Consider the following 16,084-nt stretch of genomic DNA (forward strand, 5'->3'; position numbering starts at 1 on the left):
GGCTAGTCCAGTTCCACAATCACGGGTGCGTGGTCCGAAGCGCCCTTGCCCTTGCGTTCTTCCCGGTCGATCACGGCTCCGGTCACCCGCTTGGCCAGGGCCGGGGAGCCCAGGACGAAATCGATGCGCATGCCCTGGCGCTTGGGGAACCGCAGCTGGGTGTAGTCCCAGTAGGTGTAGACGCCGGGGCCGGGATGGAAGGGCCGGACGACGTCGGTGAACCCGGCGTCCAGGAACTCGTTGAAGGCCTGCCGCTCGGGTTCGGTGACGTGCGTGGCGTTCTGGGCGCGGAACCAGTCGATGTCCCAGACATCGTCATCCTGCGGGGCAATGTTCCAGTCACCCATCAGGGCCAGTTCCAGGGACGGATCCTTGGTGATCCACTCCGCCGCATGGTTCTTGAGCGTCTTGAGCCACTGCAGCTTGTAGGGCATGTGCGGATCATCCACGGCCCGGCCGTTTGGGACGTACAGGCTCCACACCCGTACGCCGCCGCAGGTGGCACCGATGGCGCGGGCCTCGGCCACAGTGGTTTCTTCGGTCTTGCCGAACATCGGCTGGTCCGGGAAGGTGCGTTCGACGTCGTCGAGCCCCACCCGGGACGCGATCGCCACGCCGTTCCACTGGCTCAGCCCGAAGTGCGCCACCTCGTAACCGTTCTTTTCGAACAGCTCCCAGGGGAAATTGTCGTCCTTCGCCTTGGTTTCCTGAATGGCAAGGACGTCGACGTCGGAGCGCTGCAGCCAGGCCTCAATGCGGTCGGCTCGGGCGCGGATGGAGTTCACGTTCCAGGTAGCTATCTTCACACTGCTACGTTACCGAATCCCGTCCGGCTCCACACTGCGCCCCGCGCCACACGGGGTACGCGGCCGGTCTGGACGGACCGCCCGCCTAGGCCGGCGCGGGCTCGGGAACCTGGGGCTATTTCCACCAGGTGTCGGAAACGGTGACCGGTACGGTGCGTTTGTGCCGGGTCATCACAAAGCGTGCCTCGATCTTTTCGGCGTCTTCGGCGGGAGTGTCCCCGCCTTCCAGGTAGCCGTCGATGGTGTCGTAGCTCAGGCCCAGCTCGGTTTCGTCGGTCTGGCCGGGCAAGTCGTCCAGCAGATCGGCGGTGGGTGCCTTGCCGATGAGCTTTTCCGGGGCGCCCAGCTCGGCCAGCAGGGCCCGGTTCTGGCGCTTGTCCAGGCCGGAGAGGGGCAGGAGGTCCGCGCCGCCGTCGCCGAACTTCGTGAAGAAACCCGTGACGGACTCGGCGGCGTGGTCGGTGCCGATCACCAGCATGTTGTGCTGGCCGGCCACTGCGTACTGCGCGGTCATGCGTACCCGGGCCTTGATGTTGCCCTTGTTGAAGTCGGTGATTTTCTCGCCGGTCATCTTCACGTATTCGTCTTCGAAGCCGTCCACTGCCGGTCCGACGTTGTAGACCAGGGACTTGGACGGCGCGATGAACTCGAGGGCTGCCTGGGCGTCCGCCTCGTCATGCTGGACCCGATACGGCAGCCGGAGGGCAATGAACTCCGCGTCGGTGCCCTCGGCTTTCAGCTCGTCCACGGCCAGCTGGGCAAGCTTGCCCGCGAGCGTGGAATCCACGCCGCCGCTGATGCCCAGAACGTATCCCTTGGAGTGTGAGGCGTGCAGATAGTCCTTGAGGAAGTCCACCCGGCGGCGGATTTCCGCGGCCGCATCAATGGTGGGCTGAACTCCTAGTTCGGCAATGATTTCCGCTTGTAGTTTCCGCATGGGTCACAGCCTATATCCGACGCCCGTGCCCTGCCCGGGAAAAGCCGCGCGAGTTGGGCCGTCGCAGGCTCGGGTGGCGCGAATCGACCGGCGTCACGACGCATAAGGGACCAAAGCCCTGTCCTCCCCGTGCCCGTAGCTAGGATTGAGCCATGACTTCGCCCGCAATCGCCCCGTCCCGCGCCCGGCTGCTCGAACTGATCATGGAGCTGGCGGTGGTGCGCGGCAAAGTGGTGCTTTCCTCCGGTGCCGAGGCGGATTACTACATTGACCTGCGCCGCGTCACACTGCAGCACGAAGCATCGGTGCTGGTCGGCGACGTGATGCTGGAACTGCTGGACAGCGCGGGCATTGAGTTCACCAACGCGGGCGGACTGACCATGGGTGCTGATCCCGTGGGCACCGCCGTAATGCACGCGGCCACCCGCGCCGGCCGCGCCGTGGACGCCTTTGTTGTCCGCAAGGCACAGAAGTCCTACGGCATGGGCCGCCAGGTGGAAGGGCCCGACGTTGCCGGCCGCAACGTGGTGGTCCTGGAAGACACTTCCACTACCGGCGGGTCGGCGCTGACCGCCATCGAGGGCGTACGCAACGCCGGAGGCAACGTGGTGGCCGTGGCAGTGATCGTGGACCGGGACACCGGAGCGAAGGAACGCATCGAGGCCGAGGCCGGCGTTCCCTATCTGTTTGCGTTCGGCAAGGATGAGCTCGGCCTCGGATAGCCGCAGCAACCGCCGCGGCGCCGGTTCGATGGAATCGGAACCTCCCGCTCCGGGGGATCTCCTTCGGACCACGGCAGACCTGCACCGGGTCTCCCGGCGCCGCTTCCTGGCCGGTTCGCTTGCGGGGATCGTGCTCAGCGCCGATCTCGTGGTCACCGACCGCGTCCAGCGTTACCGGGAAGAGCTGGAAATCCTGCGGGTGCCCGACGACGACGCCGAACGCCGGTTTCCGCATGCCATGTGGTTCCTGTTCCCCGGCTACAAGACCAGCTGGGAGGAAACGGGCTGGCTCCTGCGCTCCCTGCGCCCGGCTTTGGCCACGCGGGGACAGCTGGCCGGGATCGGGTATTCCAATCTAGGCCTGAAAGTCCCGGAAATCCTGGAGGCGGTGCATGCTTCCATCCGGGAACACTCGCTAACGCGCATCTACTTTTACGGGCACAGCTTCGGCGGGATGCTGGCGGTGCAGGTTGCCGCCGGGCTGGCCAGCCGCGGCGTCGCCGTCGACCTGATTGTCCTGGACTCCAGTCCCTCCGGCCGGAATGCCGTCCGTGACCAGGCCATGTTCAAGGGAGCGGTGTTCCTGTACGACAACGGCTACCGGATCACCACCGGGCTGCGCGGGGGCTACGAACTGGGGGAGCGCATGCTGCACAGGAATGAACGGTCCTGGCGGACGGTCGCGGAACAAACCCTGGAACAGCTTTCGCCGTTGGCCCCGTCCAGCCGGCTCATCCAGTCCCAGGCGTCCTACATCTACCACTTCACGGCTCCCCGGTTTTCGGGATCACTGGGCGGGACGAAGCTGGCATTCATCGGCAATCCGGAGGATGGGACGGTGGACTACGGCACGGCCCGGGCCGGCTGGGAGGCAGCGTTCCCGGAGAACCTGCTGACCAGCTCGCTGGTCACCGAAGGAGCCCGTCCGGCCCACGCCAGCCCGCAGTGGAACCCCGCGGTCTATGAGGACATAGTGCTGGAGGTTCTGCGGCTCTTCGACCCGCCCGAGCCGGCGGAAGGTCCGGATCCGCTGGAATAACCGGCGCCGGGCCCGGTCACCGGCCTGAAACCTCTGGAGTGACAGGGCCCCGGACTATGTCTAAGCTTTCCCACCGGCCGTCCCGGTTGCCAGGGACTTTTTGCGAATATGGACCATCGCAACCGTGATGCCGTAGGTAATAACGCCGCCAACCGCTCCGGGGACCAACCCAATCAATGGGGCCAAGTAGGAACTCTCCTCACCCTCCACCACTGCTTTGCCGGGATTGGAGGGATCATAAAATACGGTGAATTCCTCTCCGTGGAGACTCTCGGCAAAAGTCTCTTCGGCGCCGTCCCGTTTGGTGCTGTAATTCGATTTTGGGCCGACCTTGGAGTGTTTCATTCCAAGGTGATCGACATAGGTCAGCGTCGGGAAAGCGCACCGTGAATGCCTCCGGCCGCATTTTCCGAAGTCAACCTCAGTGACCGTGCCGACCGTCGCAGTGCCGTTCGCCACTAGCCGATGATCTGAATATGCGGTGTAGAAACCCACGCCAACTCCTGCAACGCCGAGGAGAAGCAGCGCGACCCCCAAGACCAATGCAGGAATCAGGGCGGACACTTGCTTCCACTTCATGCTGCAGTTCCCCCCCATGAACATGTACAGATTCCGAATATAGGCCATCCGGGCTTCGTTGGACCGCGCTTCCCGAGACCGTGCTTCCCTAGATGGTGTTGATCAGGTCCGCCACGGAGTTCATGATCTGCGTGGGCCGGAACGGATACCGGTTGACGTCCTCGCGCTGGGTGATGCCGCTGAGCACCAGTACCGTGTGCAGTCCCGCCTCGATGCCTGCCACGATGTCGGTATCCATCCGGTCGCCGATCATGGCCGTGGTTTCGGAGTGGGCGTCGATCTTGCGCATGGCGGACCGGAACATCATGGGATTCGGCTTGCCGACAATGTAGGGCTCCATCTTGGTGGCCGCCGTGATCAGTGCGGCAATGGCGCCGGTGGCCGGGAGCGGCCCCTCCTGCGAAGGGCCCGTGACGTCCGGGTTGGTGGCAATGAAACGGGCGCCGTCCAGGATGAGCCGGATCGCCTTGGTGATGGTGCCAAAGGAATAGGTGCGGGTCTCGCCCAGCACCACATAGTCCGGAGAGGTGTCGGTGAGGATCATGCCTGCCTCGTGCAGCGCCGTCGTCAGTCCGGCCTCGCCGACCACGAAGCAGCGTCCCGGAGTGCCGGAGTTCTTCACCTGGTCCTTGAGGAACTCGGCCGTGGCCAGCGCGGAGGTCCAGAGGTTTTCTTCCGGCACCTCCAGCCCCGAGGCACGCAGGCGTGCGGCGAGGTCCCGCGGGGTGTAGATGGAGTTGTTGGTCAGCACCAGGAACCGCTTGGATGTGGAGACCCAGCGGTCAATCAGCTCAGCGGCCCCGGGGATGGGGTGGTTTTCGTGAACCAGGACCCCGTCCATGTCCGTCAGCCAGCATTCAATGTTCTCGTTTTCGCCCACGGTCTCCCATTTCTCGCATACTGCATTACTGCCTCGACTTACAGCGCGCCGCACGGCAGGGAACCTGTCCCGGAGGCGCCGGAAGCGGGCGTTGCCAGTCTTTCACCTTAGGCTGGAAGGGTGATAGACAGCCCCGAAGAAGTCAGCGATGACACCGTAGATGAAGCCGCCGCACCGTTGCACCAGGTGGGTGTGGGTCCCTGGGAGGGGCCGCTGCCGGAAGGGGATAGCTGGGACCCTGAACTGCTGGCCAACGGCGACGCGCGCAACGTGGTGGACGAATACCGCTACTGGAAGCACGACGCGATCGTGGCGGACCTGGACACCCGGCGGCATCCGTTCCACGTGGCCATCGAGAACTGGCAGCACGATTTCAACATCGGCACAGTGGTGCGCACGGCCAACGCCTTTATGGCGAAGGAAGTGCACATCATCGGACGACGCCGGTGGAACCGCCGCGGTGCCATGGTCACCGACCGCTACCAGCACATCCGCAACCACCCCACCGTTGAGGACTTTGTGCAGTGGGCCCGCAGCGAAGGCCTGCACATCATTGGAATCGACAACTTCCCGGACTCGGTGCCGCTGGAAACCTATGAACTCCCGGAAAACTGCGTGCTGGTCTTCGGCCAGGAGGGGCCCGGCCTGAGCCCGGAAGTCCACGCCGCAGCGGACGCCACCCTGTCCATTGCCCAGTTCGGCTCCACCCGTTCCATCAACGCCGGCTCCGCTGCCGCCATCGCGATGCACGGCTGGATCCGCCGGCACGTATTCGGCCAGAAGGTGGGCTAGGAGCGTGCCCCGGAATCCGGCGTCGTAATCCGGCGCCGGGACCTGATGCCGCAGGGACACTTGTGGCTAGGATGTAAGGAGCCAACGAGGGCTGAAGGCCCTGCCGTATCGACCTTGGAGTCAGCATGCCTATTGCAACCCCGGAGATTTATGCCGAGATGATCGACCGAGCCAAGGCAGGGGGCTTCGCGTATCCGGCAGTCAACGTCACCTCCTCGCAGACGCTCAACGCCGCGCTCGCAGGTTTCGCCGAAGCAGGTTCGGACGGCATTGTGCAGGTATCCACCGGCGGTGCGGCCTACTGGTCCGGCGCTTCGGTGAAGAACATGGTCGCCGGCTCCCTCGCGTTTGCGGCTTACGCCAAGGAAGTGGCCAAGAGCTACAACGTGAACATTGCGCTGCACACCGACCACTGCCCCAAGGACAAGCTGGACGACTTCGTCCTGCCGCTGCTGGCCGCCTCCGAAGCCGCCGTCAAGCGCGGTGAGGACCCGATCTTCAACTCGCACATGTGGGACGGCTCGGCTGAAACCCTCGAAGACAACCTGCGCATCGCCCAGGAACTGCTGGCCCGCACGGCGGCCGCCAAGATCATCCTCGAGGTAGAGATCGGCACCGTCGGCGGTGAAGAAGACGGTGTGGAAAACGCCATCAACGACAAGCTCTACACCACGGTCCAGGACGGCATGGCCACCATCGAAGCCCTCGGCGACGGCAGCAAGGGCCGCTACATCACTGCCCTGACCTTCGGCAACGTCCACGGCGTGTACAAGCCCGGCGGCGTGAAGCTGCGCCCGGAAATCCTTAAGGAAATCCAGGACGCGGTGGGCGGGTCCATCGGCAAGGACCGCCCGTTCGACCTCGTCTTCCACGGCGGCTCGGGTTCCTCCGCCCAGGAGATCGCCGACGCCGTCTCCTACGGCGTCGTCAAAATGAACATCGACACCGACACCCAGTACGCCTACACCCGCCCGGTGGCGGACCACATGCTGCGCAACTACGACGGCGTGCTGAAGGTGGACGGCGAAGTAGGCAACAAGAAGCAGTACGACCCGCGCGTCTGGGGTGCCGCCGCCGAAAAGGGCATGGCCGCCCGCGTGGTGGAAGCAGCACAGAACCTTGGATCGGCAGGTAAGGCACTCTAATGTCAGACGAATTCCGCAAGAACCTCCTCGGCCCCGACGCCACCTATCTGCCCGAGGAGACCGACGTCGTCGCCCGCCTCGATGCCGGTGACGAACCGGTGGACCTCGCAGCGCAGTTCCCCACCTCCTCGCAGGTGTGGGCCGCGCTCGCGGATGAGGCGTTCGAGGAGGGCCGGAATGTCGAGTCCTACGCCTACGCCCGGGTGGGCTACCACCGCGGACTGGATTCCCTGCGCCGTGCCGGCTGGCGCGGCATTGGCCCCATCCCGTGGTCGCACGTGCCCAACCGCGGGTTCCTGCGCTCGCTGTACGCGCTGGGCCGGGCGGCGGCGGCCATCGGGGAGACCGAGGAAGTAGACCGGATCCGGAAGTTCCTGGACGATTCCGATCCGCAGGCCAAGGCAGCTATCGAAAGCCTGTAGGCTTCCGGACTCACCCCAACGACGGCGGTTCCCCGGGTTTCCGGGGGCCGCCGTTCTGGTGCCTGCGCTTGCTTTTTGGCCCTGCCGGGATGCCCTTGCGGGGCCGGGCCTCCCGGTATCCGGGCGCATCCGCCTACGCTGGAAAGCCGCTCGAAAGGTGGACAGCGCATGGAAAAGTTCGACCTGAAACGCTCCTACCCCGAGCTCTATTCGCCCGGCGGCCGGGACTTCACGCTGGTGGACGTGCCGATCATGCACTACCTCGCCGTAGACGGACACGGTGACCCCAATACCTCGCCCGAATACACCCGTGCCCTCGAATGCCTCTATCCGGTGGCGTATTCACTGAAGTTCGCCTCGAAGGATGAGCTGGAGGCGGACTTTACCGTCGGTCCGCTGGAAGGACTGTGGCGTGCCGAGGACCCGGCGGCCTTTGTCCGCCGCGACAAAAGCGCCTGGGACTGGACCATGCTCATTGCGCAGCCGGAGTGGATCACCCCGGAGATGGTGGACGCGGCTGTTGCCTCGGTTGCCGCCAAGAAGAAGGTTCCCGGGTTGGAAGATGTCCGGTTGCTGACGCTCACGGAGGGTCTCGCGGCGCAGATCCTTTTTGTCGGGCCCTACGACGCCGAGGGCCCGGTCCTGGCCCGGCTGCACGACTCCTGGATGCCCGAGCGCGGGCTGACGTTCAACGGCGACCACCACGAGGTGTACCTCAGCGACCCGCGGCGGGCCGCTCCCGAGAAGCTGCGGACGGTGCTGCGCCAGCCGGTCCGCAGCACCGAAACCTGATTTAGAGCGGTTGGCCCGCCGGCTTCCGGCGCCCCCTGATATACGAGCGCGTACCTGCCCCCACGGTGAAGGCACCCCCGGCCAAAAACAGGACTGCCCCCGCGGTCATCCAGTCGTACCCGTCACGCCATTCTTCGACAACAGCTTCGGACGGGTCAGCCGGGTTGTAGAACAGGGTTACCTCTTGGTCCTCAAGGCCCTCGGTTGGTGCCTTCCGCACCGTATGGGTGATTAGGACTTCGTTCCCATTGGAGGGTGAATAAATGATCGAAGCCACGGTCTCGTTGTACCCGTACCGTGCTGTTCCGCGCCGCTCCTCGTAAGTGCGCATAACAACGCCCTGAGCCTGCAGGCCCTCTGCAAGAAGGCGCTCGTCATCCCGGACATCGGTGATGTCCCATTGGAGGGAAAAGCCGCCCAGCACCAGGCAGATCAGTGCGGCCAAAAAAGACGATGCCTCACGCCGCGCAATTTTCCGCTTATTCTTTGGCCTTCCTTGGGCACCGCCGAAACGAAAAGCCGGTTTACCCATTATTTCCCCCTGAAACTCTGCACCGTCCTGACTGTTCCGCTAACGGAGCCGCTGTTACCCACGACCCTAGTGCAGCAGGAAGGCAGTGCAGGAGGACGGCAGTGCAGGGGGAAGGCAGTGCAGCTTCAGGGAACCATCGCGGCGTACACCACGAAATTGTCATCAAAGTGCCCGGTTTTCGGATCGTAGCCATCGCAGGTAATCAGGCGGAGTTCCGGCCCGGCAGTGTTTCCGTACACCTGCGACGTGGGGAAGTTGTCCTTGGGATACTGCTCGCCGCTGCGCACCGTGAAAACGGCCGTGCTGCCGTCTTCCCGGACAACTTCAATCCGGTCGCCGGGGGAGAGTCGGCGGAGGTCGGCGAAAATCCCGGGCCCGCCTCCCTCGGCATTCACATGGCCCAGCAGCACGGCCGGACCCGGTTCACCCGGGGTCGGGGAATGCTCGTACCAGCCGGCAGGTGAGCCCGCTTTGCCCGGAGGGACCTGCAGCGCGCCGTCGTCGTCCAGGCCCAGGCGGATAAGTCTCGACGATGCCCCGATCGATGGGATGCGCAACGTCGCCGGTGCGGATTCCGGCATTCCCGCACTTGGAGCCGCGGGCGCGGCGGGCATTGTCGTCGGCGCAGACGACGGCGCGGGCACCGGGACAGCTGTTTCGGTACCGGTTGGTGCTGGCGCGCCTGGCGCCGGGGAGCTGAGAGCACCGGGAACGGGAGCCGGGGCAAGTGCTGTTGTGGCTGCAGCGTCGCGAACGCCTACGGGCCCGGCGCTGCCGGCCCCTGCAAAGAGAAGCGCGGCCGCCGCAGCCAAACCAAGGCTTCTGCGGCGGCCGCGCTGAGTGTTCCCCATGTTGACCTGCTTGCCTGTTTCTGCTTATTCCTGTCCGGCGAGCCGCCGCCGCACCATGAAGGTGCCGCCTGCTGCCGCCGCGAGCACCAGGCCGCCGCCAAGGGCGAGGACTCCGGCGCTGGACTCCTCCGGCTCCTGCGTGATGCCGGTGTTGGCGCCGCCGGCGGGCACCCTGCCTACCTGGGCGGGCATTGGTTCCACATAAGACGGAATCCAGGTCCCGTTGCTGTCCATATGACCCTGCGGCTGGGGCATGGGCCGGGAGGAATCCTCACATCCGATACCGTCCATGTCGTTGTCCAGCCAGGCGCCGTAGCGCGGGTGCGTGGAGGGGATGTTGTAGACGCCGTCCGCTGCTGCCTCGGTGCAGTTGGCGTACGGCATGGGTGGAGGCGGCGTTGGCCTAGGAGAGGGCCCGTCGGCCAGTGCCGGTGTTGCCGAAAGGAGCCCGAATCCGGTGAGGGCGGTCAGAGCGAGGCCCGTTGTCGTCTTTTTCATGTGATTCCCTGCTTTCTGAGTAAAGAAGGGCATCCAGGTATTGGATGACTTTGAAAGCGTATGGAGCGCGGAATCGGTACGCTCCCCCTCCGTACGAAATTGGGTCCGCCGAACCCGTATTAGTTCGCCGGGGCAAAGGTTGCCCGCATGCAACAGCTTCGTCGGACAGAAATGGACCGGGCTGGCATCGAATGGCGCCGAATCCCGTCAAATCCCTCCGCTATGTCCCAATCCCTTCGGTTTGTCCGGATCCCTTCGCTGCGCGGCGCGGGGATTCCGACAAAGCGCAGGAGCCCGGACAAAGCGCAGGAGCCCGGACAAACCGCAGGAGCCCCGACATAGCGCAGGGTCAGAGGAGCGGAGGCAGCCCCAACGCAGGGATTCCAGGAAGCATCCGGAAATCCAAGTCGAAAACCGGCACTCAGGGCAGGATGGTGGTGGTGACGGCGACAATCCGCGGGGCAGCCGGAACGGAACTGAAGCCGAAGTTTACGGGCGGTTCGACTGGACGCAGCCCGCCCAGATCGGCGCCGTCCCACGCGGCGGTAGCGGACACCAGCGAACGGATGGACCGGACGCCGTAGAACTCCCGCCGCCCGCCGCCTGCCGATCCGGCGGTCAGCACGCCCGGAGCCAGCAGCTTGGCGACGGGATTGATCAGCCGCAGCCACCACGGAGCCACGGCCAGCGGACCCGGCACATGCTCCAATACCCGGCCCAGGAAGGTCACCGGCCCCAGCACGACCTCCAGCCGCAGCGGTCCTGCGGCCACCCGGAGCGCCTCCGGGGAAAGGACTGCGTCCACGGGTGCCACCACGGTCCGGTCGAAATTGTAGGTTTCGCCGATATACCGGGCCGCCGCCTCGGACGGGGCCAGCAGCGTCCGCACGCCGGCGTCGTCCTCGGCCATCACGTCGGTGAAAGCGCCCAGCGGGGAATCGAGCCAGTGCCCAACCACCAGCCTTGTGCCGGAGGCAGTGCCCAGCCCTGCAATGTAGCCGCGTAATCGGTCCATTTGGCTACGCTACCTGCGAAGCACCGCAGATAGATGCCCCTGCAGCGTATTTTCAAGTGAGCAACAGCATGATCGGCTAAACTTGGCAGGTAAGAGCCCCGCAACTTGCGCCGAGGTACGCCGTAAGGCAGGAGACGCGAGTTCAGGGGCGTTCTCATGCACGGTAGCGGATCTGCAACCAAGCAGCTCCGTCCCGTATCTAATGGGGGAGGATCCCATGCCAGCTATTGTCATCGTCGGCGCCCAGTGGGGCGACGAAGGTAAAGGTAAGGCCACCGACCTGCTCGGCGGCCGCGTCGATTACGTCGTCAAACCCAACGGCGGAAACAATGCCGGCCACACCGTCGTCGTCGGCGGTGAAAAATACGAACTCAAGCTGCTGCCCGCAGGCATCCTCAGCCCCAACGCGATTCCGGTGATCGGCAACGGCTGCGTGGTGAACCTTGAGGCACTCTTCGCCGAGATCGACGGCCTCGAATCCCGCGGTGCGGATACGTCCAAGCTCCGGATTTCCGCCAACGCGCACCTGGTGGCCCCGTTCCACCAGGTGATGGACAAGGTCACCGAGCGCTTCCTGGGCAAGCGTGCCATCGGCACCACCGGACGCGGCATCGGCCCGGCCTACATGGACAAGGTGGCCCGGCTGGGTATCCGTGTCCAGGACATCTTTGACGAGTCCATCCTGCGCCAGAAGGTCGAAGGCTCACTGAAGCAGAAGAACCAGCTGCTGCTGAAGGTCTACAACCGCCGCGATATCGACGCCGAAGAGGTGGTCCAGTACTTCCTTTCCTACGCGGACCGGCTGCGCCCCATGGTCATCGACTCCACCTATGAGCTGAACTCCGCCCTGGACGAGGGCAAGGTCATCCTCATGGAGGGCGGCCAGGCCACGTTCCTGGACGTGGACCACGGCACCTACCCGTTTGTCACGTCCTCCAACCCGACCGCGGGCGGCGCGTCCGTGGGCTCGGGTATCGGCCCCACCCGGATCACCCGCTCCGTGGGCATCATCAAGGCCTACACCACCCGCGTCGGTGCCGGGCCGTTCCCCACCGAACTGTTTGATGACATGGGCCTGTACCTGCAGAAGACCGGCGGCGAGTTCGGTGTGAACACCGGCCGCCCGCGCCGCTGCGGCTGGTACGACGCCGTCCTGGCCCGCCACGCTTCCCGCGTCAACGGCTTCACGGACTACTTCGTGACCAAGCTGGATGTGCTGACCGGCATCGAGAAGATCCCGGTGTGTGTGGCCTACGACGTCGACGGTGTGCGGTTCGACGAGATGCCGATGACGCAGACCGATTTCCACCACGCCAAGCCGATCTTCGAGTACTTTGACGGCTGGACCGAGGACATCACCGGGGCCAAGACCCTTGAGGACCTCCCGGACAACGCCCGGAACTACGTGCTGGCGCTGGAAAAGATGTCCGGCACCCGGTTCTCCGCCATCGGCGTGGGTCCGGACCGCGACCAGACCATCGTGGTGCGGGACCTCATCAACGAGTAACGCCGCCACGCACGGAAGGCCCCCAGCCCTTGAGGCTGGGGGCCTTTCGTGCGTCTACCAGCGGTTCCGGGCCTCCTCGATCCACCCGCCCAGCCCGTTCAGGGAATACTCGGTGCCGTCCGGGGTGCGGGCCGTTCCGCTCCAGGTGCCGAAGGCCTGCCAGGTCCGGGCGCTGATCACGACGGCGTTCGTTGCCGCGGTGCGACGGTGGAACGGGGTGAGAGTGGCATCGACCCACGGTCCGTGCACCCGCCAGGTCGACGCCGGATCGGCGAGATCGTACTCAAACTCCAGTTCGCCGTCGTAATGGTGCAGCTGCCCGTCCACGATCAGGGCGTTCTCCGTGGCCGGCGTGTTGGCGGTCCACTTTCCGCCGACCTGCAGTCCCAGCCGGGTGCCGTCCACCGTGCCCGAGCCGACACCCCAGTTCCAGCGCTGCGAGTACGGCCAGCGTCCGCGGCCGCGGTCCAGCACGGCAAACGAGTCTTCTCCGCCGACAGGATACTCGCGCCCGTCCACGGTGACGGTGCCCGAAACCCGGCGGGCGACGTCCTTCAGCGTGTACTGGTACCGGCTCGCTGACCACGGCACCACCACGCCGAGGACATCCCCGTCCGCTTCGGCGAACAGGTCTGCAGTGATCTGCGGCGACGAGGCCTGCAGGCGGGTGCCGCCGTCGGCGTCGTGGAAACGCAGGCCGGCACCGCCAAAGGCGCCGAAGGCAGTGAGCGGCGGCAGCGTATCCGGCAGGGAGACATCCGCGTAGGAGGGCAGGATCTTCAGCGGCTCCAGGCTGGTCTCCTTGCCCGTGCTGCGTTCGAACACGTACAGCTGCAGGGTGGAGGCGTAATCCAGGTGGGCGATGGTGAGGCCGACGGCAAGTTCGGGCGTGAGGATGCCCCAGTACTCCCAGCGCTTGGTCCGCCAACCGCCCTTGGCGCCGGAGGGAACCACGGGACGGTGCAGGGCGCTGCGGGCAAAGCCCACGGCTGCCGGATTCAGCACCCCGGCAGGCGAGCCGAGGTCAACGGGGGCAGTGATTTCATCCATGCGGCCCAAGTCTAGGGGAGCGGAGGGGATGCGCCTCGACGACGCCGCCGCTCGGTCTATCCGTTCCCGTCCCGCCGTCTAGTAGCGTCCAGGATGTCCTGGAGAGTCCACATCGCCGCTTCGAAGTGTTGCTCGCCGGCGTATGTTCCCCACTGTTGTTCCAGTTCACGAACCTTGTCCGACGCGTCGCGGAGCAGCTGCAGCCCCCGCGGGGTTGGCAGGATAAGTTTTGCCCGTGCGTCCGCGGGGTCGGGCTTGCGCATCAGGTATCCCAGACTCTGCAGCTCATTCACCAGTTCCGATGTGGCGGCGAGGCTGAGCTGCGCCCTTGCTGCGAGGGCCGTCAGACGGATTCCCTTCGTGCCTATATTGCCGGTGATCTGCAGGTGGGCGGGGCGGAGATCCCCGTATCCGTGCCGGTCTGCCTCTTCCAGCAGAACACGTCGGAATTCGGCCAGGAGGCGGACCAGGAGCTGGCCGACGGGGAGCCGCCTTCGGTTCGGATTTTCGGTAGCGGAACCTCTTGACGGCGGCAGTGACATGGTGGAAAGTCTAGGGCATAAGCTTCGGAATCCGAAGCATTCCAAGGATCCGTTCTTAGGAGGCGGGCGTGGATACGAAAACAACGTCAACCGTGGTCCCTACGGCTGTTGGCCCCATCAAAATCCGCCGGATCGGCGTGGGTCCGCCGGTGTTCCTGTGGCACAGCATGTTCGTTGATTCAGAGACTTTTGACCTCGTCACCCAAGAGCTGGGGGACGGGCGCGAGCTGTTCCTGGTGGACGGCCCCGGTCATGGAGACAGTCCAGGTCCCCGAAGGTTCTATTCCCTGCAGGACTGCGCCACAGCGGCGGTGCAGGTGATGGACGCCCTGCAGGTTGCCGCCCCGGTCGATTGGGTGGGCAACGCCTGGGGCGGACACGTGGGCATACTCCTGGCGGATGGTTTTCCCGCCCGCATCAGGACCTTGACGGCCATCGGCACCCCGGCCTATCCGCTGCCAGCGGCCGACCGCCGGAAGACCGCACTCCTCGTCCGGCTGTACCGGATTCTGGGTCCGGGACCGTTTAGCAAAACGGTGGTGGAAGCACTGGTTGGGCAAGGAGCCGCCGCGAGCGCGCCTTCAGCTGCTTCAATTGTTGCCGCCGCCTTTCAACGCGGCGACAGGCGGGGCAAGTACTGGGCTATGCGCTCGCTGATGCTTCGCCGTCCGGACCTCCGCCCGGTCCTGCCTCGGCTGCAGGTGCCGACACTGTTGATGGCCGGCCGGGATGATGCCATGAGCGACGCCGGGGAGGCGGAACAGGCGGCCCGTTCGTTGCCTGCCGGTCAATTCGTTCCTGTGACAGGTGGTGGACACGTCGCGCCGCTGCTCGTGGCTCCGAAGGAGGTCACCCGGACCATACTGCAGTTCTGGGCCGCCCCGGACGGCGGATAGCGGCCGGGATTGGTGCGGCTGCGGCACCCGTCACCGATCTCCCGCATCACGGAGGATCCTGCAGAACAACGCTGACCTGCTCTAGGCTGGGAGCAACCCAGCCCGAAGTGAAGGTGGTTTCCCGTGAAAGTCAGCGTCGGTCAGTTCAGCCCCGCCGGTGGGGTCCGGGAGAACCTGGACACCATGCGCTCCCTGGCCGGCAAGGCACGCGCCGAGGGATCGGAGCTGATCATCTTCCCCGAGGAATCCATGTTCAGCATCGGGAAGGTGGAAGGAACCCTGGCCGCCGCCGTCGACGCCTCCTGGACCACTTTTGTCTCCCAGCTGTCCCTGCTCGCCGCCGAGCTGGAGATTGCGGTGATCGCCGGCGGCTATGAGTCCAGCGGTGAGGAACGGCCCTTCAACACCCTGGTCCTCATCGATGCGACCGGACGGATTGTGGACACGTACCGCAAGCTGCACCTCTACGACGCGTTCTCCTACGCCGAATCGACCCGGATCAAACCGGGCGACGGCGGCGTGAAGGTTATGCAGGTAGGGGACCTCCGGGTGGGGGTCATGACCTGCTATGACCTGCGCTTCCCGGAACTGGCCCGGGCGCTCGCCGACCTGGACGCAGATCTGCTGGCTGTGCCGGCGGCCTGGTTCAAGGGCGAGCACAAGATCGACCACTGGGAAACCCTGCTCAAGGCCCGCGCCATCGAAAACACCCTGTGGGTCGCAGCGGCCGGTACCTCCAGCCGGCATACCGTGGGCCACTCCGTCATTTTGGACCCCATGGGAGTGCCGCAGGCGGCGCTGGAGGACGAGCGCGAGGCGGTGGTGACGGCGGACGTCACCCGTCAGCGGATCGACGACGTCCGCCAGTTCCTCCCGGTGTTGAAGAACCGCCGTTTTGCCGGAAATGCGCGGATTGTGGAGGCGCACTAGGTCCGGGAGACCGGCGCTGAAAAGATTTTCCGCGTGGTGCGTAACCTTTTCCTACCCGTTCACGATTACCTGTTTGTAACGGCCGCGCCGAGGCTTATCCCCCCAACGAGCATCGGTGCGGCCGTTGCACGCATGTCAACGGCGACGGA

19 protein-coding genes are annotated in these 16,084 nt (G+C 65.2%); 9 read left to right on the forward strand and 10 right to left on the reverse strand.

Going from position 1 to position 16,084, the window contains the following annotated elements:
• Nucleotides 1–2: 2 nt before the first annotated feature.
• Nucleotides 3–806, reverse strand: coding sequence for an exodeoxyribonuclease III (locus N2K99_RS00830; RefSeq protein ID WP_227920748.1), 804 nt, complete (start codon nt 804–806; stop codon nt 3–5).
• A 115-nt stretch (nt 807–921) separates the two neighbouring features.
• Nucleotides 922–1,743, reverse strand: a complete 822-nt coding sequence (nadE, locus tag N2K99_RS00835) for an ammonia-dependent NAD(+) synthetase (protein WP_227932606.1) — start codon at nt 1,741–1,743, stop codon at nt 922–924.
• A 152-nt stretch (nt 1,744–1,895) separates the two neighbouring features.
• On the opposite strand from nadE, the gene pyrE reads away from it, so the two are divergent.
• A complete protein-coding gene (gene pyrE / locus N2K99_RS00840; RefSeq protein WP_227920753.1) occupies nt 1,896–2,465 on the forward strand; it encodes an orotate phosphoribosyltransferase in 570 nt (189 codons plus the stop codon).
• Between the two features lie 28 nt (nt 2,466–2,493).
• A complete protein-coding gene (locus tag N2K99_RS00845; RefSeq protein WP_227932605.1) occupies nt 2,494–3,504 on the forward strand; it encodes a thioesterase domain-containing protein in 1,011 nt (336 codons plus the stop codon).
• Between the two features lie 60 nt (nt 3,505–3,564).
• Here the strand turns inward: N2K99_RS00845 and N2K99_RS00850 are convergent, their stop codons facing one another.
• Together N2K99_RS00850 and N2K99_RS00855 are read right to left on the reverse strand one after the other, a co-directional pair.
• Nucleotides 3,565–4,083: a DUF3592 domain-containing protein gene (locus N2K99_RS00850; protein ID WP_227932604.1), complete on the reverse strand. Its 519-nt coding sequence runs from the start codon at nt 4,081–4,083 to the stop codon at nt 3,565–3,567.
• Nucleotides 4,084–4,171: 88 nt separating this feature from the next.
• Complete coding sequence (locus N2K99_RS00855; RefSeq protein ID WP_227920974.1) at nt 4,172–4,924, reverse strand: HAD-IIA family hydrolase; 753 nt, start codon at nt 4,922–4,924, stop codon at nt 4,172–4,174.
• 162 nt (nt 4,925–5,086) lie between these two features.
• Here N2K99_RS00855 and N2K99_RS00860 point away from each other — a divergent pair, with 162 nt between their 5' ends.
• The 4 genes from N2K99_RS00860 (at nt 5,087) to N2K99_RS00875 (ending at nt 8,114) form a co-directional block, all read left to right on the forward strand.
• Nucleotides 5,087–5,755: an RNA methyltransferase gene (locus N2K99_RS00860; RefSeq protein ID WP_227932933.1), complete on the forward strand. Its 669-nt coding sequence runs from the start codon at nt 5,087–5,089 to the stop codon at nt 5,753–5,755.
• Between the two features lie 125 nt (nt 5,756–5,880).
• Nucleotides 5,881–6,900, forward strand: a complete 1,020-nt coding sequence (gene fbaA, locus N2K99_RS00865; RefSeq protein WP_227920761.1) for a class II fructose-bisphosphate aldolase — start codon at nt 5,881–5,883, stop codon at nt 6,898–6,900.
• The gene (locus N2K99_RS00870; protein WP_227920763.1) at nt 6,900–7,322 is read left to right on the forward strand and encodes a DUF3151 domain-containing protein; all 423 of its coding nucleotides are present in this window, start codon (nt 6,900–6,902) and stop codon (nt 7,320–7,322) included. Before fbaA ends, N2K99_RS00870 begins: the two co-directional genes overlap by 1 nt.
• A 168-nt stretch (nt 7,323–7,490) precedes the next feature.
• Nucleotides 7,491–8,114 (forward strand): GyrI-like domain-containing protein, encoded by a 624-nt coding sequence (locus N2K99_RS00875; protein ID WP_227920776.1) that lies wholly within the window; start codon nt 7,491–7,493, stop codon nt 8,112–8,114.
• Between the two features lies 1 nt (nt 8,115).
• Here N2K99_RS00875 and N2K99_RS00880 read toward each other — a convergent pair whose 3' ends face one another.
• From N2K99_RS00880 to N2K99_RS00895, 4 genes are all read right to left on the reverse strand, one after another.
• The gene (locus N2K99_RS00880; RefSeq protein WP_227920778.1) at nt 8,116–8,559 is read right to left on the reverse strand and encodes a DUF3592 domain-containing protein; all 444 of its coding nucleotides are present in this window, start codon (nt 8,557–8,559) and stop codon (nt 8,116–8,118) included.
• A gap of 212 nt (nt 8,560–8,771) precedes the next feature.
• On the reverse strand, nt 8,772–9,227 hold the full coding sequence (locus N2K99_RS00885) for a class F sortase (protein WP_227932603.1): 456 nt from the start codon (nt 9,225–9,227) through the stop codon (nt 8,772–8,774).
• A gap of 294 nt (nt 9,228–9,521) precedes the next feature.
• Nucleotides 9,522–9,995: an excalibur calcium-binding domain-containing protein gene (locus N2K99_RS00890; RefSeq protein ID WP_227932602.1), complete on the reverse strand. Its 474-nt coding sequence runs from the start codon at nt 9,993–9,995 to the stop codon at nt 9,522–9,524.
• Nucleotides 9,996–10,416: 421 nt separating this feature from the next.
• Nucleotides 10,417–11,010 (reverse strand): hypothetical protein, encoded by a 594-nt coding sequence (locus tag N2K99_RS00895; RefSeq protein WP_227920785.1) that lies wholly within the window; start codon nt 11,008–11,010, stop codon nt 10,417–10,419.
• 217 nt (nt 11,011–11,227) lie between these two features.
• On the opposite strand from N2K99_RS00895, the gene N2K99_RS00900 reads away from it, so the two are divergent.
• The gene (locus tag N2K99_RS00900; RefSeq protein ID WP_227920787.1) at nt 11,228–12,517 is read left to right on the forward strand and encodes an adenylosuccinate synthase; all 1,290 of its coding nucleotides are present in this window, start codon (nt 11,228–11,230) and stop codon (nt 12,515–12,517) included.
• A gap of 54 nt (nt 12,518–12,571) precedes the next feature.
• On the opposite strand, the gene N2K99_RS00905 is transcribed toward N2K99_RS00900, so the two are convergent.
• Nucleotides 12,572–13,567 (reverse strand): DUF2804 domain-containing protein, encoded by a 996-nt coding sequence (locus N2K99_RS00905; protein ID WP_227932601.1) that lies wholly within the window; start codon nt 13,565–13,567, stop codon nt 12,572–12,574.
• A gap of 56 nt (nt 13,568–13,623) precedes the next feature.
• Nucleotides 13,624–14,109: a MarR family winged helix-turn-helix transcriptional regulator gene (locus N2K99_RS00910; RefSeq protein ID WP_227932600.1), complete on the reverse strand. Its 486-nt coding sequence runs from the start codon at nt 14,107–14,109 to the stop codon at nt 13,624–13,626.
• Nucleotides 14,110–14,177: 68 nt separating this feature from the next.
• Between N2K99_RS00910 and N2K99_RS00915 the strand changes: the two genes are divergently transcribed.
• Nucleotides 14,178–15,005: an alpha/beta fold hydrolase gene (locus N2K99_RS00915; protein WP_227932599.1), complete on the forward strand. Its 828-nt coding sequence runs from the start codon at nt 14,178–14,180 to the stop codon at nt 15,003–15,005.
• Nucleotides 15,006–15,128: 123 nt separating this feature from the next.
• Nucleotides 15,129–15,935 (forward strand): carbon-nitrogen hydrolase family protein, encoded by an 807-nt coding sequence (locus tag N2K99_RS00920; RefSeq protein WP_227920798.1) that lies wholly within the window; start codon nt 15,129–15,131, stop codon nt 15,933–15,935.
• The last annotated feature ends 149 nt before the right edge of the window (nt 15,936–16,084 follow it).

It is taken from the genome of Arthrobacter sp. zg-Y1110, assembly GCF_025244865.1.
Lineage (GTDB): Bacteria > Actinomycetota > Actinomycetes > Actinomycetales > Micrococcaceae > Arthrobacter_B.

Coding starts and splice junctions, on each gene's coding strand:
- nadE (WP_227932606.1), bottom strand. CDS start 1,743: ATGCGGAAACTACAAGCGGAAATCATTGCCGAACTAGGAGTTCAGCCC.
- pyrE (WP_227920753.1), top strand. CDS start 1,896: ATGACTTCGCCCGCAATCGCCCCGTCCCGCGCCCGGCTGCTCGAACTG.
- N2K99_RS00845 (WP_227932605.1), top strand. CDS start 2,494: ATGGAATCGGAACCTCCCGCTCCGGGGGATCTCCTTCGGACCACGGCA.
- N2K99_RS00850 (WP_227932604.1), bottom strand. CDS start 4,083: ATGAAGTGGAAGCAAGTGTCCGCCCTGATTCCTGCATTGGTCTTGGGG.
- N2K99_RS00855 (WP_227920974.1), bottom strand. CDS start 4,924: ATGGACGGGGTCCTGGTTCACGAAAACCACCCCATCCCCGGGGCCGCT.
- fbaA (WP_227920761.1), top strand. CDS start 5,881: ATGCCTATTGCAACCCCGGAGATTTATGCCGAGATGATCGACCGAGCC.
- N2K99_RS00870 (WP_227920763.1), top strand. CDS start 6,900: ATGTCAGACGAATTCCGCAAGAACCTCCTCGGCCCCGACGCCACCTAT.
- N2K99_RS00875 (WP_227920776.1), top strand. CDS start 7,491: ATGGAAAAGTTCGACCTGAAACGCTCCTACCCCGAGCTCTATTCGCCC.
- N2K99_RS00885 (WP_227932603.1), bottom strand. CDS start 9,227: ATGCCGGAATCCGCACCGGCGACGTTGCGCATCCCATCGATCGGGGCA.
- N2K99_RS00890 (WP_227932602.1), bottom strand. CDS start 9,995: ATGAAAAAGACGACAACGGGCCTCGCTCTGACCGCCCTCACCGGATTC.
- N2K99_RS00895 (WP_227920785.1), bottom strand. CDS start 11,010: ATGGACCGATTACGCGGCTACATTGCAGGGCTGGGCACTGCCTCCGGC.
- N2K99_RS00900 (WP_227920787.1), top strand. CDS start 11,228: ATGCCAGCTATTGTCATCGTCGGCGCCCAGTGGGGCGACGAAGGTAAA.
- N2K99_RS00905 (WP_227932601.1), bottom strand. CDS start 13,567: ATGGATGAAATCACTGCCCCCGTTGACCTCGGCTCGCCTGCCGGGGTG.
- N2K99_RS00910 (WP_227932600.1), bottom strand. CDS start 14,109: ATGTCACTGCCGCCGTCAAGAGGTTCCGCTACCGAAAATCCGAACCGA.